This window comes from Pseudomonas sp. Hz4 (assembly GCF_054898165.1).
Window position 1 is genome coordinate 3971914 of the sequence record NZ_CM142719.1, and the last position, 19734, is coordinate 3991647.

The following is a 19734-nucleotide window of genomic DNA, read 5'->3' on the forward strand; positions in this document are numbered from 1 at the left end:
CGTTGTGTCGCCAGAAGGACTACTGGGTGACCAGCTCTACCGGAGTTTCGATGACGCTATTGGCGCCGCTATCGACTTTCGCACCTTTGATGATCTTCAGCGCAGTCTCGATGCCAAACACGGCTTGCCTGGCTGCAAACTGGTCAGCGGTGGCCAGGACACGGCCATCCTTGAGCATCGGCTTGATGGCGTTGATGTTGTCGTAACCGACCACTTGCACCTTGCCTGCCTTGCCCGCGGCGCGAACAGCGGAAACAGCGCCGACGGCCATGCTGTCGTTACCGGCCAGCAGGGCTTTGACTTGCGGGTACTCGCTGAGGATCGAGGCAGCAACCTTGTTGCCCTTGTCGATTTCCCAATCGCCGGACTGTAAGGACACGACCTTGATCTGGGCTGCTTCCATCGCATCCTTGAAACCTGCGGTGCGCTGCTGGGCGTTGGTGGTGGTGGACACGCCTTCGATAATGCCGACTTCGTCACCGGCCTTCAGTTGCTTGGCCAGGTACTCGCCCACCAGACGCGCGCCTTTGCGGTTGTCCGGGCCTACGAACGGTACGGTGATGTTCTTGCTTTTGACGACCGCCGGGTCCAGCTGGTTGTCGATGTTGATCACGGTGATACCGGCATCAATGGCTTTCTTGATCACTGGAACCATGGCCTTGGAGTCAGCTGGCGCGATGACCAGCGCATTGACCTTGGCCAGAATCATTTGCTCGACGATGCGCGTTTGGCCAGCCGTGTCGGTTTCGTCTTTGATGCCGTTGGAGATCAGCTCGAAATCGCCGGAGTGGTCTTTCTGATAAGCCTTGGCGCCGTCTTCCATGGTCAGGAAGAATTCGTTGGCCAGGGATTTCATGACCAGCGCGACTTTTGGCTTTTCAGGGGTCTCGGCGAAGGCCGAAGAGACAGGCAACGCAGCGGATGCGGCTGCCAGCATAGCGACAGCGAGAAGACGTCCAGCGAATGGCAGCTTCATGGGATCACTCCGATCTTATGATTATTGTGAGCAACGCTTGCGCGGGCATAGGCTCATGGCACTCACCGATGAACAAACCACCGGGAGCACCGCGCAAACGTTTGCGTAGAGCTGACTATGCGAACCCTGCCGACATTTGTCAACGACCAGAAAATCCGTTTTTCCGGGGCAATCCGCAAAAGCCGGGTATCCCTGTCATGCCGTCGTGTTAACCACCGATCCAGCACCGGAGCCCTTGGCCATTTCCTTGTACAGGCTGTTGGCCGCTTCCAGAATTGCAGCCGTGGTATCGGCCATTTGTCCCTGAATCGCCATCACGACTGTGGTCTTGGCTTCAGGCGTCGCGTAAGACGCTGCTTGGGCTGCTGCCAATTGTTGCTGTTGTTGACGCAGTTGCTCTTGCAGCTCTTTCAGACGCTGTAGCAAAACCTTTTCCGCGACAGAGGCATTGTCGGCGCCATTCGTTTCAGTCGATTCTGCACTTTTGCCCAGGCCCACAGCACCGGTTCTGACTTGCTTGCTGTCGCTTTCCTTCGTACCCAACGCTTGATTCGCGGCATCGGCCGCCTCATCGCTTAACGCTCGAATCGTAGCGGCGGACTTACCGCCGATGGTGACGCCTACGGCATTTGGGATACCGACAGATAACGACATGTCAACTCCTGAAAAAAAAGGTCCTTTAAAGAGGCATCGACCTACGCGCGTGTTTCTTTAGCACTAATTCACAATCTGGCAAGGCGGTTTGCTCTACAGAGGTCGTAGTACTTTTCGGAGAGCCGAACACAAATGCTTAACACGTTCGGAAACCCGGACATCCGACGATGTCACCATTTCACCAACCCACACAAATGATGATAAAAATCATCAGGTTAAAAGATTTTCTCATTCAAAGTACGACTGGTACAAATCCTGCTCTTCTCCTGCACCCCAAGCGTTCAGATCAGCCTGGGGCGTATCTAGATGAACCTGCATCAGCACCGTCTCACTACTAGAGAGAAAAATAATGACATCTGCTTTTAAGACCTTCGTTCCGGGCGCTTTGGCCCTCTTGCTGCTCCTGCCCTCCGCCCTTCAGGCAAAAGAAGTCGAAACCCAACAGAAACTGGCGAACGTGGTGATCCTGGCCACCGGTGGCACCATTGCCGGCGCGGGCGCCAGCGCGGCTAACAGCGCTACCTATCAAGCGGCAAAAGTCGGCATCGAACAATTGATTGCCGGGGTCCCGGAACTCAGCCAATTGGCTAACGTTCGTGGCGAACAGGTGATGCAGATCGCGTCCGAAAGCATCACCAACGACAACCTGCTGCAACTGGGTCGTCGCGTGGCTGAGCTGGCCGACAGCAACGACGTCGACGGCATCGTCATCACCCACGGCACCGACACTCTGGAAGAAACGGCCTACTTCCTGAACCTGGTGGAAAAAACTGACAAGCCAATCATCGTCGTCGGCTCCATGCGCCCGGGCACCGCGATGTCGGCCGACGGCATGCTGAACCTGTATAACGCTGTGGCCGTGGCCAGCAGCAAAGATGCACGCGGCAAAGGCGTACTGGTGACCATGAACGATGAAATCCAGTCGGGTCGCGACGTCAGCAAAATGATCAACATCAAGACCGAGGCGTTCAAAAGTGCCTGGGGCCCGCTCGGCATGGTGGTCGAGGGCAAATCCTACTGGTTCCGCCTGCCTGCCAAGCGCCACACCATGGACTCGGAATTCGACATCAAAACCATCAAGAGCCTGCCTGACGTCGAAATCGCCTATTCCTACGGCAATGTCAGCGACACCGCCTACAAAGCGCTGGCTCAATCCGGCGCCAAAGCCATCATTCACGCCGGTACCGGCAATGGGTCAGTCTCGTCCCGTGTAGTCCCAGCGCTGCAAGCCCTGCGCAAGGACGGCGTGCAAATCATTCGTTCCTCCCACGTCAACGCCGGCGGTTTCGTACTGCGCAACGCCGAACAGCCTGACGACAAGAACGATTGGGTTGTGGCGCATGACCTGAACCCGCAAAAAGCCCGCATCCTGGCCATGGTCGCACTGACCAAGACCAACGACAGCAAAGAGCTGCAACGGATGTTCTGGGAATACTGATTCGCCCTCGCCTGACCGGTTCCGGTCGGGCACCGCTTTCACCACTCGCCAACCCAGTCGAGTGGTTCACGCCTCCTCCCGATATTCCAATAAAAATTTTCTCATCGTCCTACACCAAACGGAAAAAACCGCTGTCAGAGGATTTTCTTGAATTTTAAGCAGTTGCGAAAATGCCTACAGTTAAATACTGTATGCACGTACAGCTTAATAAGGATAATTCCGTGGCCAACACCTCTGCTTCTCCTGATTCCTATGAACGCATGGGTCTGCGCGTTCAGAAAATCATCAATTCCCCCACCGCCCAAAAAGCCAAAGCCGCATTGATCTTCCGTCTACCGGACGAACCCGTGGACGAGTGGGAGCAATTGCTCGGAGAAATCGACGAGAACGACAACGTCACCCTCGCCTATCGCGACGATGGCGGTGTGCAGGTTTTCTGGGTTGTGCAGAAGGAAGATTGAGTCAATGAGTGTTCGCTGGTTTGCTTTGCTGTTTCTGTTCATCACTCTCGGTGCCCAGGCTGGCGCCCCCCGTACCTTCAACGAAGCCAAAAAAGTTGCCTGGAAGCTCTACGCACCGCAATCCACGGAGTTCTATTGCGGGTGCAAATACACCGGCAACAAGGTCAACCTCGCAGCCTGCGGTTATGTACCACGTAAAAACGCCAAGCGCGCTTCCCGCATCGAGTGGGAGCACATTGTTCCGGCCTGGCAGATCGGCCATCAGCGTCAATGCTGGCAAGAAGGTGGGCGCAAGAACTGCACGCGTTACGATCCGACCTATCAGAAGGCCGAAGCTGACCTGCACAACCTGGTGCCGAGCATCGGTGAGGTGAATGGTGATCGCAGCAACTTCAGCTTCGGCTGGTTGCCGTCGCAGTCGGGCCAATACGGTTCGTGCCTGACCCAGGTCGACTTCAAGGCGAAGAAGGTCATGCCCCGCCCGTCCATACGCGGCATGATCGCCCGGACGTATTTCTACATGAGCAAGCAGTATGGTTTGCGCCTGTCGAAACAGGATCGACAATTGTACGAAGCCTGGAACAAAACCTATCCGGTAGAGGCCTGGGAACGTCAGCGTAACCAGAGCGTGGCGTGCGTCATGGGACGTGGCAACGAGTTCGTCGGCGCGGTAGATATGAAAGCCTGCGGTTAAGCGTTCGCTGAAAACACAAAGGCTCGGGTTTAATGCCCGAGGCCTTTGTTTGTGCCTAACCGCCCACTTTTTTGTAGCGCCAGTAGCCCAGCAGGTTGGGTGACGCCTTGGCAATCCCGCATTCCTTGATCCCTATGGGAATCGACAGTGACTACGTCTAAAACGAGTCAATGTGGATCCCCTTTAAGGCGTTCCGTCGGAAGCTCCCTGGAAAAGACCGTTATTGGGCCACTGGGCGTTCGACAACCAGCAGTTCGATGTTCTGTTTCTTCGCCCGGACGAGCGCCGCGCGCACTTCTGCCTGTTTGGCCTCGGCCTCGGCTTTGGAACTGAATGGTCCGACCAGAATCCGGGTTTTCCCATTTTCCCTGACGACATTGGAAACGAAACTGTGCTCAATCAGCCAGCCGCTAAGGTCGCTGACCGCCTGAGTAGTTTCGCCTCGAACTTCGAGATCCCATTGTGGCGCGGATGCCACCGAAGGTGCAGCCGCAGCTGCCGGCTGCGGCTTTTGCGCGTCAACGCTCTTGCCCTCACCGCATCCCACCAGCGCCAGTACCGCGATTACCAAGACCATTTTGCGCACAACGCTTCCCTCAGAATGCTTAAAGCGACGATTTTAACATTCATAAATACTTCCCGAGTGCCGCAAAATGGGCTTAAAACAACGAGAATGATGGTTGCGGCCTCTGTATAGTTACGCCTTGGGAATTAATGCAGCATCTGCACGTCAGAAAGAGGCACCCAAACCGTGAGACTTCGCACTAATCTATACATACCACCGACCCCTGCACTGTCCGAATCAGGTGCCCTACCAAGCAATCAAGGAGAAGACCATGCTGATACTCACCCGCAAAGTCGGTGAAAGCATAAACATTGGTGATGACATTACGATCACCATTCTTGGCGTTAGCGGCCAGCAAGTCAGGATTGGCATTAACGCCCCGAAAGACGTTGCGGTGCATCGCGAAGAGATTTATCAGCGCATTCAGGCTGGCCTCACCGCTCCGGACAAACCCCAGACCCCCTGAATCCTGTTGCAGTCAGTAGCCAGCCCGTTCGTTACAGCGCAATGGCTGGCTAAAGATTCATGCTCGGCATTTTGCTGAGCACTCGCCTCCTCCCCTCATTACGTGAAGCCAATGCTACCGGCTTCGGCCTCGTCTTGGCTGTCAGATTATTCGCTTTAACCCCGACGAATCACGCCGTTATTAGCCGAAGGTCACACCGCGCGCCATGCCGGTGGCCGCAATCACCATCAACATCAACAACAACGCTTCGATATGGCTGATGCGTGCAAACAGCTTGGCTCGGCCCTGGTCAATCGAGGCGCCCCTGCCCAAGGCGATCCGCCACTTGATCAAGGTGATCATTGGTGCCACTTCGAGCAGCAGAATGATCACGAATAGCGTCATCTTCAGATGGAACAACGGCTGATGAAGGTAATAGTCGGTGCCTTTTTCGTACCCACCGAAGGCCCGCATCAAACCTGTGATCAGCAAAGTACCCGCACAGATGCCCCATACGTTATCGGCAACCAGCACGCTGCGAACCTGCGCCGTACCGACGACCAGGCGGCTTAACGCCGTCCCTCGGGCGAGCACCGCCCAGAGGCCCAAGGCAACAGCCAAGAGGTGGATCGCCGCAAGAAACCAGTGAGACAGCATAGGGATGCTCCTGTCAGGGATAAGGAAATGGGCTTGTCAGTAGTAGTCCAAAACCTGGAAATTTTCCTGCCAGGCACCCACGGTTGCTTATTGGTCGAATTGAGTAACACGCCGTGACATGACTGGCGAACAGCCAGCTATCTTCCTGTCATGCCGCCCACTGGCCCTTGCGTAAGGAGCCAGAGGACAATCATTTAAAAGGGAATAGTGGTGAAAGAGTTCGTAATAGGCGTAAACAACGTAGTTCTGTACGTCGCACTGGCCATTATCTGGATCGCCGCAGTGGTCATGATCTTCGTTCAGGGCTTCTGGTCCGGTGCAGGCGTTTTCATTACCGGCACCCTGACGTGGTGCATCATCTCCGGCTTCTGGTTTGTACAGTCGGCGACTTATGAAGAACTGAAAAAGTTGAACGCCAAGTAAGATTGGTTTTGTTGGTTGGACCTACCACGCAGGTCCGACGTTCAGGCAAGGACGATCAACGTTTCGTCATCCACCGCTGGATCGATGATGAAAATGGTGCTGGGTGCTGGGCGCACTGCCTTGCACCTGTCGGATGGGGTCAGCAAAGTATTGCTCGGCCGGTTCTCCACGAGCGCCTTGCGCGCAGCTCTACGCCAGGCCATCACTCAAGTGAGCCCTTCTGTAATGCGTTCACGACTGCGATCGGTTCTTACCGTGGACGTATCCGCCCAGCTCGCCCAAGTCAGCGTACCGACTATTTACCTTCGCGCTAAGCATGATTCGGTGGTTCCACGGACAGCGTCCGCGGTCCTTGGTGACGGAGTTATTTGTCACTGACTACGGCCTAGTAGCGAACCCAATTGATAGCATGTGCTGGGTCAAGTCGGACGCGCGCGACGAACCTTTTGATGGGAATCACTTGAGATTCCTCCTGATAAGCCTGTTTATATCCAAAGCAGAAGGAAACTTATTTGCACGCCGATAAGGAAACTTATAAATTCCAGCGAATGAGCACACTCGCCGAAAAAATCAAATCCGCACGAATTCACGCCAAGCTGCCGGTGAGCAACGAAGCCACGGTCAAGAAGCTCGTCAATGATAGCGGGAGACTGTACTTAAAGCCGCTGAACACTGGGTACCCGATTGAACCGCTTGACGAGCAATGCCGGATCGTGGGCGTCGTCGTGCGGGCGCTGCAGAAGTTCTGACAATGCCAAAGAAGCGGCCGGCAGACACCACTACAACAACCTCTGCAGAGATTGAAAGATCTATCCAGGCCCTGAATAAAATGGCTGAGCGCCTTTGGGGAGAGGGTCGAGAGACCGAGGCAAAGGCCCTCCTTGATGCGTTGGATTCTCTAAACCGGGCGCTGGACCGGATCAGGATTGGCGAAAGTCGCAGGGTCAGGACTCTTCATTGAAGACCTCCATGGACTTATTGGCATCATAACTGGCGCGTACCGAATGCTCGAAGACGACTTCCGAAAACGCTTCGGCCACGCTCCTTAGCATTGCCCTATCGCGCAGAGCCCGCACAGTGCAGGCTCTTTGTGCCTGCCGCTCGTCAGACGCCCAGCACGCTCCCTTTCCGCCATCTTCCAATGCACCACATCCGCCGCATGAAAGACTCCAAAATGAACAAAAAAAATCGCAGCTCTCACGCTTGCCAGCCTTGTGGCAACTTGCTCGCATTATACGTTTGCTGCCGAGACGACGACTCAGGAATCCTCCCTTCCTCCCACCGCTATTCCCGGCATTAACCAGGCTCAAGGCTCTGAATCTAGAGATCAAGGCCTAGCCAGGCTGAACGCTCAAGGCCCGAGCAACTGGGTACCCGCGGGTGCATTGGGAAAACTACCGAGAGGGAAAATAGACGTCACTGCTGCACCTTGGTGACGAGGTGCAGCGGAATGACAATCCAGAGAAACGCTGGAGGAGATCAGCCGGGGCATTAACCCACCTGAGGGCAAGCCAGAAAGGGTCAGTCGTCTCTATCGTCTCTATCGTCACGATCGCGACTGTGATTGCGATCATACCGTGAGTCGTTGTCACGGCGATCATATCCACGGCCATGCCCTCGATCATCGTCATACCCTCGGTCGTATCCACGACCGTGATCATGACTTCGATCACGATCACGATCCCGACCGTATCTTTCTCCGTCTTCCCAGTGATGCCCACAGCCTCCCAGTAAGAGAGAACCTGAAATGGCCATAAACATTATTACTGCGCGCTTCATTTGAACGTCCTAAAAACAAAGGTCAGCGTTATGACCATGAGGCGGATCAATGATTCATTGGTGAGATACAGCCAGCCAAAAAGCCAAATCTCAACGCCTGAATTAACAACGCGCCCCTTCCCCTCCCACACCACCCGCATGCACTCCCTCCGCGCCCAACGGCAACCAGCGGAACGGAATCACCATAATCCCCCGACCGAGCAACAGAAATTCCCGCAGGCGGACGAGTAGATGACGTAGCACTATCAGGAGGGGCACGACGAAAAGAAAATCGAGTACCTGGAGGTGGACGCCGAGTTGGCGTTTGGAGTGGGGGGTTTTGCAAAAGTTTTTGCAAATCGCAGACAACAAAAAAGGGCCCACCTTTCGGTGAGCCCTTCTAGACCGCCCAGCAGAGCGGATTTTGTTTGGTAGGCGCGATTGGACTCGAACCAACGACCCCCACCATGTCAAGGTGGTGCTCTAACCAACTGAGCTACGTGCCTGCTGTGAGGCGGCATTCTACGGAATTCCGGAGGGGTGTCAACACCTTTTTTCGAGCTAACCCTATGAATATGCAAAATATTTAATTTTGGCGCTGCAAAGAAGATTTTGCGGTGGCTGGCGGTCGTTTTTTATCTCGGGTAGGATCGATGCACTCGTAAAATATATTAAACAGAGGCTGCAGGATGGCGAACACACCCTACCCGGAATCCTATTACGCCGCTTCGGCCAATGCGGTTCCGCCGCGCCCGGCCCTGCAGGATGACGTAGAGACTGATGTCTGTGTGATCGGCGCCGGTTACACCGGTCTGTCCTCTGCCCTGTTTCTGCTGGAAAACGGTTTCCGAGTCATAGTGCTTGAAGCCGCGAAGGTAGGTTTTGGTGCGTCGGGGCGTAACGGTGGCCAGATCGTTAACAGTTACAGCCGCGACATCGATGTGATCGAGCGCAGTGTGGGTCCCAAGCAAGCGCAGTTGCTGGGGCAAATGGCGTTCGAGGGCGGGCGGATCATTCGTGAGCGGGTCGCCAAATATAATATCCAGTGCGACTTGAAGGACGGTGGTGTATTTGCCGCCATTACCGCCAAGCAGATGAGCCTTCTGGAATCCCAGAAGCGTCTGTGGGAGCGTTTCGGTCACACACAGCTTGAGCTGATGGATCAGCGTCGCATCAGCGAAGTGGTCGCGTGCGATCAATACATCGGCGGCATGCTCGACATGAGCGGCGGGCACGTTCATTCGCTTAACCTGGCCTTGGGCGAAGCGGCGGCTGTGGAGTCGTTGGGCGGCACCCTTTATGAGCAGTCGCCGGCGGTGCGCATAGAGCGCGGCGCGAATCCGGTGGTGCATACGCCTCAAGGCAAGGTCAGGGCCAAGTTCATCATCGTTGCGGGCAACGCGTATCTCGGTAATCTGGTGCCGGAACTGGCCGCCAAATCGATGCCCTGCGGGACTCAGGTGATCACCACTGAACCCTTGGGCGACGCATTGGCCAAGAGTCTGTTGCCGCAGGATTACTGCGTCGAGGACTGCAACTACCTGCTCGACTACTACCGTTTGACCGGCGACAAGCGCCTGGTCTTCGGCGGTGGTGTGGTGTATGGCGCGCGGAATCCGGCGAACATCGAGGCGATTATTCGGCCGAAGATGCTCAAGGCCTTCCCGCAACTCAAGGACGTGAAAATCGATTACGCCTGGACCGGCAATTTCCTGCTGACCTTGTCGCGGCTTCCTCAGGTCGGACGCTTGGGCGACAACATCTACTATTCCCAGGGCTGCAGCGGCCACGGCGTGACGTACACCCACCTGGCGGGCAAGGTGCTGGCCGAAGCGTTGCGTGGCCAGGCCGAGCGTTTCGACGCCTTTGCCGACCTGCCCCACTACCCGTTCCCCGGCGGACAACTGCTGCGTACACCGTTTGCTGCATTGGGCGCCTGGTATTACGGACTGCGAGACAAATTCGGCTTCTGACCGATAGATGCAAAAGAAGTGGGCCACTGCAAAGTGGCCCTTTTCATTTCAGCTTGGGAACTCAGCTCTTTCGCTGATTGAGCCTCTGCAACAATTCGGCGCTGCGCTGCTGGTCCATTTCCTCTTTGGCCAAGAGCTCGGGAAGCAACTCGGCCGCTCGCTGGGCGTCGAGGATGAAGACGCCGTCATCATCACCAATGGCCAAATCCCCCGCCTGCACCTGAACCCCGCCCACACTGATCGACTGATTGATTTCCCCACAGGCGCCAATACCGCGAGTCGTGTACGCACTGACGTCCCGACAAAAAATCGGCAAACCATGGCGACGCAATGCGCTGACATCCGTGACCGCACCCGACACCACCACCCCGGCCAACCCTTTGATCAGCCCGGCCAGGGTGCGCAGTTCGCCCCAGCAACCACACTCCTCGTCGCCCACACATTCGATGACCAGCACGTCGCCCGGCTGACTCAATAACAGCGCTTCACGCAAAATACTGCCATCCGGCGGGAAAACTTTGACGGTGACGACATTGCCGACCATGCGGATGTTGTTGAACAGCGGCTTGATCCCCCGCAGGAAGCCCCGATCGGAAAAATGGCCGATGGTTGACGAAGGGATCGACCGGTAGGCGTGGCGCTGCTCCGGGCTGACGAGCTGTTGGCGCGCGGCAATCTGATAACTCATCGGCATTTCCCCGGGCGTAGCAATGGGCAGGTCGAACAGTATTCAGCAGGCTCAGTAGCCAGGTAGTAGAAGCAGCAGGTCCGTCGAAAGCGAATACTGCGCTGCCCCTCGTCGAGCAGAGTCGGTGGACGGCGGAAGTGGCTCAGCGGGTTGTAATCGAGACCGAACAATGAAGGTTCTGCCTCGGTCAGCAACCACCTGAAGTCCGCTTCATAGCGCTCGCGCACCGACGGTTCCTCGATTTTTGCCATGCGTTTTTCATACAACGAATACACACGCACTGCGGAGTTTTCCCACAAGATGCGCCGTGAAACCCCACTCACACGGTTGAAGGTTTGCCACAACGGTTTCAGCAGCCCGGCAAACAGTGACTGCACCAGGGTTTCCCGCCAAGCCTCGCGCTCACCTGCCCGGTACGTCAGCGGCAGGGAATGAACCAGCGGCATCGAAGACGTCCACAGCCCCTCATCGTGGCCGTACTCGATCACTGCGTTGTCCAGTGACAGTAGCAATCCTTTGTCGTACACCGACATGGCGTACAAACAGGCGCCGGTGGCCAGAAACGACAAGCGCTTGCCCAGCAACGAGGCGGTGATCGCCCGCGACGGTGAGGCAATGACCGGGCTCAATGCGTCCAGCAGACGCTCGCACACGTCCTCTTGCAGCAGGTCACGCGCCATCAGGGAGCGTAATGGGTCACGCTCGGCGCAGTCCTTCAGACGCAACCCACCGCACAGCACGTTCCACTCTTGCCCGGTGAAGTGACGAGCCAGACTCATTGCGGCAATTCCCGACCAAATGGGATGCACATCGGCGTGCCAAAAAACGGGTCAGGAATAATCCGACAATTGAGGTCAAACACCGTTTTGACCAGCGCTTGGGTCAAGACGTCCTCAGGCCGGCCCTGGGCAAAAGCCGTACACTCATGCACCGCGACCATATGATCCGCATAGCGACAGGCCAGGTTGAGATCGTGAAGCACCATGATGATGGTTTTGTTCTCGAGCCGGTTGAGGTCGCGCAGCAGGTCCAGCACTTCAATCTGGTGAGCCAGGTCGAGGAAGGTCGTCGGCTCATCCAGCAGCACGATGCCGGTGTCCTGGGCCAGGGTCATGGCGATCCACGCACGCTGGCGCTGCCCGCCGGACAAGGCATCCACCGGCCGATCCGCCAGCGCCTGCAGACTGGTCTGCTCCAGCGCGCGATTGACCATGGCTTCATCCTCTGCCGACCACTGCTGCATCCAGCTCTGATACGGGTATCGGCCCAAGGCCACGAGCTGGCGCACGGTAATGCCTTCCGGCGCCGTTGGCGTCTGGGGCAGGATGGCCAACTCACGTGCCACCGCCGCGGTGGATTTTTGCTGGATATCCACACCGCTGAGAATCACCGAGCCTTGCTGCGGTTTCAGCAGTCGGGCGAAGGATTTGAGCAAGGTACTTTTGCCGCAGCCGTTACTGCCAATCAGCACCGAGATCTTGCCCTTGGGCAGTTGCATGTCCAGCGCGTCAATAATCACCTGGCGCTGATAACTCAGGGTCAGGCCGCGACTTGCAATCGACGTCATACGTTGAATTCCTTAATGACGCTGTTTAATCAGTAAATAGAGAAAAAAGGGTGTGCCCAGCACCGCGACAAAGATGCCGGCCGGTAGATCCAGGGGCAAAAACAGCGTGCGCCCGACCAAATCCGCCAGCATCACCAGGCTTGCCCCGACCAAGGCCGCCATCACGGCCTGCCCAGCGAAACCAGGTGCCACCAGACGTTTGGCAATATGCGGCGCGATCAGCCCGACAAACGCGATCGCCCCACCCCAGGCAATGGCTGCACCGGCCAACGCCACACTCACCAGCAACAAACCGGCCCGCAGCCATTGCACGCGCACGCCGATGCCCTGGGCCAGGTTGTCATCCAGCTGTTGCACCATCACCTGACGGGCCAACAGCACCAGCAGCGGACAAATGCCCAACAACCAGCCAGCCAGCGCCAGCGGTTCGGGCCAACTGGCGCCGTACACGCTACCGGTCAGCCAGACGTAGGCCGACAGGGTGGTGGTCAGCGGACTGAAAACCAGGATGAAGGTGGTCGCGGCCGTCAACATCGCCGAGACGCCCACACCAATCAGCACCAGCCGCAGCGGTGAGGTCCCCTGCTTCCAGGCCAGCAGATAAATGGCCAGTGTTGCCAGAGCCGCACCGAGCATTGCGGCCAGGGGCAGAAACTGTTGCCCCAGTGTCGCGGACAAGAACGACAGATAAAGCACGGCGGCGGCACTGGCACCGCTGGTGATGCCGAGCAGGTCGGGCGATGCCAGCGGGTTGCGGATGATGCTTTGCAAGATCAGCCCGGACACCGACAACGCAGCCCCCACCAGCGCCGCCAGCACAATGCGTGGAAAACGCAGTTGCTCGACGATCAACGTCAGGCTGGCGTCCTGACTGGAAAACAGGATTCGCAGCACCTCAAAGGGCGAGAGGATGACTTTCCCCAGTGACAACGAACCGAGCATTACCAGCACCGTCAGCACCAGGGCCATCGCCAGCCGCCACCACGTGGAGAGGTTGACCCGCCGGGAATACCCGCCCCGGCGCCAAGTCACCACCTTATCCATAACGGCCTCCGCGCCGGGCCAACATAATGAAGAAGGGTGCGCCGAACAGCGCCGTCATCACCCCCACCGGCACCTCCTGCGGCAGGATCACTACCCGCGACAGCGTATCCGCCAACAGCAGCAGAATGGCGCCGAGCAGTGCACAACCGGGCAGCAACCAGCGATGGTCGATGGACAACCCCTTGCGCACCATGTGCGGTACCAGAAGACCGATGAAACCGATGCTGCCGGCCAACGCCACCGCGCTACCCGCGAGACAGATCACCAGCACGCTCATCAGCAGCCGGATCAGGCCGGTTCGCTGGCCCAGTCCCGTGGCAATCTCTTCCCCGGCGTTCAACACGTTGACCTGCCCGGCCAGCAACAGCGCCCCCGACAACCCGAACACATCAGTCAGCAACAAGGGTGCGGCGCTCGACAGGTTGCGTTCGGTCAACGAACCGGCCAGCCAGAACAGCACCGTGTCCAGGCCATCCTGATTCACCACCAGCAGCGCCTGGCTGAAAGCGGAGAACAACGCGGCAATCGCCGCCCCCGCCAGCACGATGCGCAGCGGACTGAGACTGCCTTGCCCCATGTTACCGATCAGCCACACCAGACAACCCGCCATGGCAGCGCCAATGAACGCACACCATAGCCAGGCATCCGGGGATGACAGCGAGAAGATCGAGGAAAACAGGATGATAAAAAAGGTCGCACCGGCACTGATCCCGAACAGTCCGGGTGATGCCAATGGATTGCGCGTCAGTGCCTGCATCAAGGCGCCCGCGACCGCGAGACTGGCGCCTACGGAAATCGCCATCAAGGTGCGCGACAGACGCGTAGTGTTCACCAGTACATGACTGATACTCAACGGGTCGGGATGGACAAACGCCGCGGCAATCTGTGGCAGTGGAATCCAGGTGGCACCGACCGCCAGGCTTAACACGCAGCTCAGCAGCAACACGACACCCGCGCCGCACAGTTTTACACCGGGGCTCATGAGCTCGCCTGCGCTGCAGCCACGCGGGCAATGTCGTCGAGCATCAGGTTCGCCCCCAACATCCCGCCCGACAGACTCCACGCGATGCCATCGACCTGCCACACTTGTCCTTGCTGCGGGGCACGCATCTGCTTCCACAGCGGGTGTTGCACCAGGTTGTCGTAGTTGCGCTGCACCGCCGCGTTCTGCGCGCGCAGGAAAACAAAAAAGATGTCGGCATTCACCACGTCAAGGCTTTCCTTGCTGGTGAGTTTGATCGACACCCCGCTCGCCTCCCGACTGGTGTCACTCCAGTTGAATCCCAGTTCGGTGAGCACGGAGCCTGGAAAACTCGCCGGCAGGTAACTTCGGATGTGGTCTTCGCGGATATCCAGAATCGACACCGTGGGCGGCCAGCGTCCGGAAAATTTTTGCTGCAGTTGCTCGCACAGTTGGGCCACGCGCTGCTGCCATCGGTTCAGAATCTCGGCGGCCCTCTGTTCCTGGTGTAAGGCGGCGCCCATCAGCGCCAGGGTCTTTTTGAACTCAAACACCTCATCCAGCATCATCAGCGGGGCGATCTGCTTGAGTAATGGCGCAATGCGTTCATGGCGATAGCGCGAGGCAATAATCACGTCCGGTTTGAGCAGCGCGATGTCCTCAAGACTGGGTTGGGTTTCCAGCCCAACATGTGGCACAGCACCCAGTGCTGCGCGCAAATAGCGATAGGTCGGTTTTTCGCTCCAGGAATCAACCACGCCACACGGGGTCACGCCCAACACCACGGCGCTGTCGGTAGCCCCCTGAAACAGGGTGATCACCCGCAACGGCGCGGTGTCGGCCGCAGCCCACGCCGGCGCGGAAAACCTGAGGGCGAGCGCCCCCAGAGACAGGCGCAACAGCGTGCGCCTGGAGGGATCACGTCGTGGTTCAGGCTTCACGATCGAGCCTGTGAAACGGGTTGACCACCTGCCCTTTGCCAAACGGCATACTGCCAGGGCCGCCCGCGCGCTCGATCATCGGGGTGAGCAGCAATTTCTGCGGCCAATGCGGCGCCTCGAACAATTGGTGCTTGATCATGGCCCGTGCCTCGGCGGCAAACTCGATGGTGTCGATCAACTCGTTGAGCACCTCGCCCATCGCCGTCCACAATTGGGTCGCCGGCACTGCGTAGACCTCAGCCAGCGTATCGATGATGGCGCGGAGGTTGACCTGAATACCCAGGGTCTGCAACCAGAACAGCAGGTCTTCAGGGCGCTCGTGGTACAGCGTGTTGGCGTGCCCCTTCTTCAGCCGGTAAGCCGGGTCGGCCAGGCCGTTACGTTCCAGCCACGGCACGTAGATGCGCAACGAATCGTGATCGCGCAACAGCAGGCCCTGGGCGTAACCGGCCTTCCACACCAGCACCGCGTTCTGCCCGTGAATTTCCCCCAGCATGCCGATGCGCAACATCCGCAGATTGATATCGAAGAAGCTGTGGCACACCTCGCGGAACAGCGTCATCACCGACCCGGCGTTGGCCGGCAGTTGGCGGTAGCCCATCCAGTCATCGAAGAAGTGTTGCTTGCTGCCCGGCAGCGGTGTGCCCAACGCAGCCATCGGCACCAGTCGACAGTCCGGGTCTTCGAGCAGCGCGGGTGGATAGCCGCGCACCATGGCCGACAGGTGTCGCGGCGCTTCGTCGAACAGCGTCGCGTCCGGCGGCATGAATGCCCACCACTTGGTTTCGTCGCACAGGTGCAGCGACTGTTGCAGCGTTTGATCCTTGCCCAGTGCCTGACGCAGCAGCGCCTCGCTCAAGCCGCCGTTGATCATTTTTACGGCGGGCAGATAACGCGAAGCGCCCAGCGAATAGATCGCCATGGGCAACTTGAGGTAATCGGCACTGTTGAAGCACGGGGTCATCGAGCGCAACGACGAGGTAGCGAAAAAATCACCCTCGGTGAAGTCCAGTCGATGGCAGTCACCCTTTGCGAAGGCATCGCCGAGTTGCGCCTCCAGCACGTGTTCGAACTGCCATGGGTGTACCGGCAGCGCGATGTGGCTCTGGGCAATGCCCCGCTGTTGCAGCTCTTGCTGCAAGTTGGCCTGCAACAGCGGCGGCAACAGGTATTGAGCTGGATTACTCTGCGCCACGTCCGTCACGCCGTCGCCGCATTGCAGCAACGTGCGGTCGACCGCGACCCAATTGAGCGCCACCGGACGAGCAAATTCCGCCTGATACTGCTGATATTCGATTTCGCTCAAACCCTGCTTGGCTTTGGCCAGCGGGTGGTAGGGACGATCACGCAGCGAAGCCCACTGTTCCATCGCCAGGAAGAAGTCCGCGTTGCTCTTTTCCAGCAAGCGTTCGCTGTCGACCCGATGGGCCAGGGACAACTCGGTTTGCCGGACGCTGGTGTGCAATACATCCAGGAACAGGGCGAAGCCTTTTTCATTGTCCGGGTAGCGATCGGTCATTCCGGCCAACACCTGAGTCGTGAAGACCTCGGGTGACAACGCTGTCAGCTGGTCGCTCTGTCGAGCCCATACCGGGGTGCCCGGTACTTTTTCCCATTGCTGAGTGATACCGGGGCGCAGGGCTATGACGATGCAACTCTGGGGATCGCTGGGCCATTCCCAGATCCGCTGCCCGGCGCTCAACCCGGTAAACGGCTGATCGGCCGATGACGAGGGCGCCACCAGGTTCAGCGGCTCGGTACCGAAAAAATGTTCGGCGAGTAAACAATCGACCAGATCCTGCATCACCCTGTCGGCGGCCATTGCGGTGAAGTTCATTCGATTATTTTCCTTCTGCTGAAGTGGTGGCCAATTTGGCCTGGAGGGCACGAAAAGCGATGCCACGCTCGTCACCCAAAACAAAACTTTTTACGCCCCGAGCCAACCACCGTTCGTGGTCGCCCGGCTGGCGTGGAATGGCGCAGTACGGCACACCCACGGCATTGGCTGCCTGCCAGCTGGAGAGCAGCGCTTGCTGCACCTCGGGCCGGTCGATCTGCCAGGGCATACCCATCGATTGCGATAAATCGGCAGCCCCTTCCAGAATCATGTCCAGGCCAGGTACCGCGGCAATCTCTGCCGCCCGCCGCACACCTTCGGCACTTTCGATCATTGCCACGATCATGATTTGTTCGTTGGCCAGTCCGATGTACTCCGCCAGGCTGTGCTTGCCGAAAGCACCGGGGCGCCCGGCGTTCAGGCTGCGGGTGCCCTGCGGGTGGTATTTGCAGGCCCGAATGCTCTCGGCCAAAGGTTCAGGGCCTTCGATCATCGGCAACACAATGCCCTGCGCACCACCATCGAGCAGGCGCAGCAGGGTTTTCGGGTTGAGGTCCGCCACCCGCACCAGCGGGGTCAGCGCGTAACTCTCGGCGGTGCGAATCATGTTCTCCACGGTCTCGGGATTGATCAGCACGTGTTCCATATCGATGATCACGAAATCGAAACCGGCCTCGGCAATCAGTTCGATGGCCGCTGGCGAAGGAATCGAGCTGATCAGGCCGTAGACCGGCTCACCTGTCCTGAGCTTCTGCTTGAGCAGATTGGTCCTCAGCATGATTGCAGCCGGAACGCGTGCAGCGGATTCGGCACCGATTTGAAACGACGTTCACCGTCGCCCAGCAGGCGGCGCTTGGTCAGCTCTTCCACTTCATAGAAAGGCGCGAAGACATCAAACGCTGCATAACGCGGGCGGTGTTGCGGATGTTCGACTTGGTAAGCGCTGATCACCTCGGCGGCCATCTGCCAGAACAGGACCTCTTCCAGTTGATAGTGCTGATGCAGGAAGATCGCCATTTCGGCCAGGGCGATGAAAAAGAACGAATCACAGGAAAAATCCCGGACCGCATCCAGGTCGTCGGTGAGGATGAACGAGTTGCGATTGAGCTTGGCGTGGCTGGCGGGCAGCGGCACCAGGGTCGGACACAGATCGGGGCGTCCCAGGTGCTGCGGTGAATAGCGCACGCCGTCATGGAAGTCTTTCAGGGCAATACGTTGCGGCCAGCCCTGCTTCACGATCAGGACGATGTTCTGCCCATGGGACTCCATGCCGATCCCTTCGGCGTAGAGCATATGGATGATCGGCGACACCGCGACCTGCAACAGTTGACGGGTCCAGGCGTGCAGGCCGTATTGAGTGATCCACGCATCGATGAACGGAGTCTGTTCACCGTTGCCGTAGCGATTGTCCACGGAGCTCAAGCCATTGAACGGCACCGCTTGCTCATCGTCTTGCAGGTACTGGTGAATGCTTTCGCGCCACAGGGTGCCCATCGTGCCGTAGGCCTGGGACATCCGCGTGGCGGGCAGGTGATCGTAGTCAAAACTGACCCCGACCACTTCTCCGAGTATTACAAAGCCGAGGTCACGGGCGGTGCTGTCGCTGCGGATCAACTGCTGCAACCAGTCGGTGATGATCGGGCCGTTCATTACCGTGTGCCGGGCCAGAATTCGGGTGCTGGAGGTGTTGGTCATGCTCAGCGCGAGCTTGACGTAAGGCCGCTGTTTTTCACTGACGTTGGCCAGGGTGCGGATCGATTGCTGCGCCTGATAGCGATCATCCGTGGTGCCCAGATAGATCACTTCACCGCTGACCAGTTCTGGGTAGAACACGGGAACGATGACGTTTTCCCATTGCCACGGGTGCACCGGCATCAACCAATAATCGCCCATCGCCTTGCCGTGGCCGGTAAGGCTCTCAGCCAGTTGCTGCCAGCGCTGAAGTCCGAATTCCTGTTGGATAAACCCGTCGAACTCCAGGTGCCGCGAGATATTCATCGCCCCGCAAGTTTTCGCCACTGCCAACCAGACAATGGCGATGGGCGCGGCAAATTCCGGTCCGTAGCAGGCGTTGTCCTTGAGCGAAAAGCCGATGCGCGATTTGTAGCAGGGGTGATAGCTGTGGGCGTCCATGAAGTGCTGTTCCAGCGCATCGACATCCAGTTGATGGCCGGGCCGGGCCGCTTGATACCCCTGGCTGCGCGATTGCAGATCCTTGAGCATCGTTTGTTCAAGCTCATGGGTGAAGCGTGGCAGGTGCGGGCTGTCCTGAAGTTCGCTTAACAGCTCCGCCAATGCCTGATGAAGGTGCGGCCGGCTGCGCGCGCCCAACGCATCTACGCGCTCGAGACTGGCGTAGTCGAGGCGGATCAGCTCGAAGCTGGTGCTGAGCAATCCGCTGCAGTGGTATTCCACCGGTTGTTGCTGCGCATCGGTGCCGCTGACGACAAAACGGTGCTGGCCGCCATCGAGGGCCGAATGGCGATACGGCAGGACATTTTCATACAGCAGCGTTTGCAGCAGCTGTCCCACTACTCGCTGCTCCACGTGCTGATAGTGGCGCGGATCGGCGGTCGCCAGCCAGACGCTTGGCGCTGAATCCGCAGCCTGATGTGTTGCCTGTGAAGAAGTCGCCATAGTCATAACCTTGTC

Annotated in this window: 20 protein-coding genes, 1 tRNA gene and 1 pseudogene; 8 read left to right on the forward strand and 14 right to left on the reverse strand. The window is 58.1% G+C overall.

The window, feature by feature from the left end:
- Nucleotides 1-19: 19 nt before the first annotated feature.
- Both ACYZTR_RS18125 and ACYZTR_RS18130 read right to left on the reverse strand, forming a co-directional pair.
- Nucleotides 20-976 carry a substrate-binding domain-containing protein gene (locus ACYZTR_RS18125; RefSeq protein WP_461973036.1) on the reverse strand — a complete coding sequence of 319 codons (957 nt, stop codon included), beginning with the start codon at nt 974-976 and terminating at the stop codon, nt 20-22.
- 195 nt (nt 977-1171) lie between these two features.
- Nucleotides 1172-1630, reverse strand: a complete 459-nt coding sequence (locus tag ACYZTR_RS18130; RefSeq protein WP_461973038.1) for a hypothetical protein — start codon at nt 1628-1630, stop codon at nt 1172-1174.
- Nucleotides 1631-1979: 349 nt separating this feature from the next.
- Between ACYZTR_RS18130 and ACYZTR_RS18135 the strand changes: the two genes are divergently transcribed.
- The 3 genes from ACYZTR_RS18135 (at nt 1980) to ACYZTR_RS18145 (ending at nt 4223) form a co-directional block, all read left to right on the forward strand.
- Nucleotides 1980-3068, forward strand: coding sequence for an asparaginase (locus tag ACYZTR_RS18135; protein ID WP_461973040.1), 1089 nt, complete (start codon nt 1980-1982; stop codon nt 3066-3068).
- Nucleotides 3069-3238: 170 nt separating this feature from the next.
- Nucleotides 3239-3529: a DUF1654 domain-containing protein gene (locus ACYZTR_RS18140; protein WP_461973042.1), complete on the forward strand. Its 291-nt coding sequence runs from the start codon at nt 3239-3241 to the stop codon at nt 3527-3529.
- Nucleotides 3530-3533: 4 nt separating this feature from the next.
- On the forward strand, nt 3534-4223 hold the full coding sequence (locus ACYZTR_RS18145; RefSeq protein WP_461973044.1) for an endonuclease: 690 nt from the start codon (nt 3534-3536) through the stop codon (nt 4221-4223).
- A 220-nt stretch (nt 4224-4443) separates the two neighbouring features.
- Here the strand turns inward: ACYZTR_RS18145 and ACYZTR_RS18150 are convergent, their stop codons facing one another.
- On the reverse strand, nt 4444-4809 hold the full coding sequence (locus tag ACYZTR_RS18150; RefSeq protein ID WP_461973046.1) for an SPOR domain-containing protein: 366 nt from the start codon (nt 4807-4809) through the stop codon (nt 4444-4446).
- 250 nt (nt 4810-5059) lie between these two features.
- On the opposite strand from ACYZTR_RS18150, the gene csrA reads away from it, so the two are divergent.
- Nucleotides 5060-5254: a carbon storage regulator CsrA gene (gene csrA / locus ACYZTR_RS18155; protein WP_007938114.1), complete on the forward strand. Its 195-nt coding sequence runs from the start codon at nt 5060-5062 to the stop codon at nt 5252-5254.
- A gap of 180 nt (nt 5255-5434) precedes the next feature.
- Here csrA and ACYZTR_RS18160 read toward each other — a convergent pair whose 3' ends face one another.
- Nucleotides 5435-5890: a DUF2214 family protein gene (locus tag ACYZTR_RS18160; protein ID WP_461973047.1), complete on the reverse strand. Its 456-nt coding sequence runs from the start codon at nt 5888-5890 to the stop codon at nt 5435-5437.
- Nucleotides 5891-6100: 210 nt separating this feature from the next.
- Between ACYZTR_RS18160 and ACYZTR_RS18165 the strand changes: the two genes are divergently transcribed.
- The 3 genes and pseudogenes from ACYZTR_RS18165 to ACYZTR_RS18175 all read left to right on the forward strand — a co-directional run bounded on the left by ACYZTR_RS18165 (nt 6101) and on the right by ACYZTR_RS18175 (nt 7274).
- The gene (locus tag ACYZTR_RS18165) at nt 6101-6313 is read left to right on the forward strand and encodes a hypothetical protein (protein WP_461973049.1); all 213 of its coding nucleotides are present in this window, start codon (nt 6101-6103) and stop codon (nt 6311-6313) included.
- Nucleotides 6314-6900: 587 nt separating this feature from the next.
- Nucleotides 6901-7062 (forward strand): annotated as a pseudogene (locus tag ACYZTR_RS18170) (LexA family protein); the annotation flags it as partial.
- Between the two features lie 2 nt (nt 7063-7064).
- Complete coding sequence (locus ACYZTR_RS18175) at nt 7065-7274, forward strand: hypothetical protein (RefSeq protein ID WP_461973051.1); 210 nt, start codon at nt 7065-7067, stop codon at nt 7272-7274.
- Between the two features lie 1226 nt (nt 7275-8500).
- Here ACYZTR_RS18175 and ACYZTR_RS18180 read toward each other — a convergent pair.
- A tRNA-Val gene (locus ACYZTR_RS18180) sits at nt 8501-8577 on the reverse strand.
- Nucleotides 8578-8760: 183 nt separating this feature from the next.
- Between ACYZTR_RS18180 and ACYZTR_RS18185 the strand changes: the two genes are divergently transcribed.
- Nucleotides 8761-10044, forward strand: a complete 1284-nt coding sequence (locus ACYZTR_RS18185) for an NAD(P)/FAD-dependent oxidoreductase (RefSeq protein ID WP_461973053.1) — start codon at nt 8761-8763, stop codon at nt 10042-10044.
- Between the two features lie 61 nt (nt 10045-10105).
- Here the strand turns inward: ACYZTR_RS18185 and ACYZTR_RS18190 are convergent, their stop codons facing one another.
- The 9 genes from ACYZTR_RS18190 to ACYZTR_RS18230 are packed head-to-tail and all read right to left on the reverse strand — an operon-like array spanning nt 10106 to nt 19725.
- Complete coding sequence (locus tag ACYZTR_RS18190; protein ID WP_461973055.1) at nt 10106-10738, reverse strand: RraA family protein; 633 nt, start codon at nt 10736-10738, stop codon at nt 10106-10108.
- On the reverse strand, nt 10729-11511 hold the full coding sequence (locus tag ACYZTR_RS18195) for an IucA/IucC family C-terminal-domain containing protein (protein WP_461973057.1): 783 nt from the start codon (nt 11509-11511) through the stop codon (nt 10729-10731). The genes ACYZTR_RS18190 and ACYZTR_RS18195 overlap by 10 nt, the downstream gene beginning before the upstream one ends.
- A complete protein-coding gene (locus ACYZTR_RS18200; protein WP_461973059.1) occupies nt 11508-12299 on the reverse strand; it encodes an ABC transporter ATP-binding protein in 792 nt (263 codons plus the stop codon). The genes ACYZTR_RS18195 and ACYZTR_RS18200 overlap by 4 nt, the downstream gene beginning before the upstream one ends.
- Nucleotides 12300-12311: 12 nt before the next feature.
- A complete protein-coding gene (locus ACYZTR_RS18205) occupies nt 12312-13343 on the reverse strand; it encodes a FecCD family ABC transporter permease (protein ID WP_461973061.1) in 1032 nt (343 codons plus the stop codon).
- On the reverse strand, nt 13336-14325 hold the full coding sequence (locus ACYZTR_RS18210; RefSeq protein WP_461973062.1) for a FecCD family ABC transporter permease: 990 nt from the start codon (nt 14323-14325) through the stop codon (nt 13336-13338). The genes ACYZTR_RS18205 and ACYZTR_RS18210 overlap by 8 nt, the downstream gene beginning before the upstream one ends.
- Complete coding sequence (locus ACYZTR_RS18215; RefSeq protein WP_461973064.1) at nt 14322-15245, reverse strand: ABC transporter substrate-binding protein; 924 nt, start codon at nt 15243-15245, stop codon at nt 14322-14324. The genes ACYZTR_RS18210 and ACYZTR_RS18215 overlap by 4 nt, the downstream gene beginning before the upstream one ends.
- A complete protein-coding gene (locus ACYZTR_RS18220) occupies nt 15235-17082 on the reverse strand; it encodes an IucA/IucC family protein (RefSeq protein ID WP_461973066.1) in 1848 nt (615 codons plus the stop codon). The genes ACYZTR_RS18215 and ACYZTR_RS18220 overlap by 11 nt, the downstream gene beginning before the upstream one ends.
- Before the next feature lie 4 nt (nt 17083-17086).
- The gene (locus tag ACYZTR_RS18225; protein WP_461973068.1) at nt 17087-17860 is read right to left on the reverse strand and encodes an HpcH/HpaI aldolase family protein; all 774 of its coding nucleotides are present in this window, start codon (nt 17858-17860) and stop codon (nt 17087-17089) included.
- On the reverse strand, nt 17854-19725 hold the full coding sequence (locus ACYZTR_RS18230; RefSeq protein ID WP_461973070.1) for an IucA/IucC family protein: 1872 nt from the start codon (nt 19723-19725) through the stop codon (nt 17854-17856). The genes ACYZTR_RS18225 and ACYZTR_RS18230 overlap by 7 nt, the downstream gene beginning before the upstream one ends.
- Nucleotides 19726-19734 lie beyond the last annotated feature (9 nt).

Coding starts and splice junctions, on each gene's coding strand:
- ACYZTR_RS18125 (WP_461973036.1), bottom strand. CDS start 976: ATGAAGCTGCCATTCGCTGGACGTCTTCTCGCTGTCGCTATGCTGGCA.
- ACYZTR_RS18130 (WP_461973038.1), bottom strand. CDS start 1,630: ATGTCGTTATCTGTCGGTATCCCAAATGCCGTAGGCGTCACCATCGGC.
- ACYZTR_RS18135 (WP_461973040.1), top strand. CDS start 1,980: ATGACATCTGCTTTTAAGACCTTCGTTCCGGGCGCTTTGGCCCTCTTG.
- ACYZTR_RS18140 (WP_461973042.1), top strand. CDS start 3,239: ATGCCTACAGTTAAATACTGTATGCACGTACAGCTTAATAAGGATAAT.
- ACYZTR_RS18145 (WP_461973044.1), top strand. CDS start 3,534: ATGAGTGTTCGCTGGTTTGCTTTGCTGTTTCTGTTCATCACTCTCGGT.
- csrA (WP_007938114.1), top strand. CDS start 5,060: ATGCTGATACTCACCCGCAAAGTCGGTGAAAGCATAAACATTGGTGAT.
- ACYZTR_RS18160 (WP_461973047.1), bottom strand. CDS start 5,890: ATGCTGTCTCACTGGTTTCTTGCGGCGATCCACCTCTTGGCTGTTGCC.
- ACYZTR_RS18175 (WP_461973051.1), top strand. CDS start 7,065: ATGCCAAAGAAGCGGCCGGCAGACACCACTACAACAACCTCTGCAGAG.
- ACYZTR_RS18185 (WP_461973053.1), top strand. CDS start 8,761: ATGGCGAACACACCCTACCCGGAATCCTATTACGCCGCTTCGGCCAAT.
- ACYZTR_RS18190 (WP_461973055.1), bottom strand. CDS start 10,738: ATGCCGATGAGTTATCAGATTGCCGCGCGCCAACAGCTCGTCAGCCCG.
- ACYZTR_RS18195 (WP_461973057.1), bottom strand. CDS start 11,511: ATGAGTCTGGCTCGTCACTTCACCGGGCAAGAGTGGAACGTGCTGTGC.
- ACYZTR_RS18200 (WP_461973059.1), bottom strand. CDS start 12,299: ATGACGTCGATTGCAAGTCGCGGCCTGACCCTGAGTTATCAGCGCCAG.
- ACYZTR_RS18205 (WP_461973061.1), bottom strand. CDS start 13,343: ATGGATAAGGTGGTGACTTGGCGCCGGGGCGGGTATTCCCGGCGGGTC.
- ACYZTR_RS18210 (WP_461973062.1), bottom strand. CDS start 14,325: ATGAGCCCCGGTGTAAAACTGTGCGGCGCGGGTGTCGTGTTGCTGCTG.
- ACYZTR_RS18220 (WP_461973066.1), bottom strand. CDS start 17,082: ATGAACTTCACCGCAATGGCCGCCGACAGGGTGATGCAGGATCTGGTC.
- ACYZTR_RS18225 (WP_461973068.1), bottom strand. CDS start 17,860: ATGCTGAGGACCAATCTGCTCAAGCAGAAGCTCAGGACAGGTGAGCCG.
- ACYZTR_RS18230 (WP_461973070.1), bottom strand. CDS start 19,725: ATGACTATGGCGACTTCTTCACAGGCAACACATCAGGCTGCGGATTCA.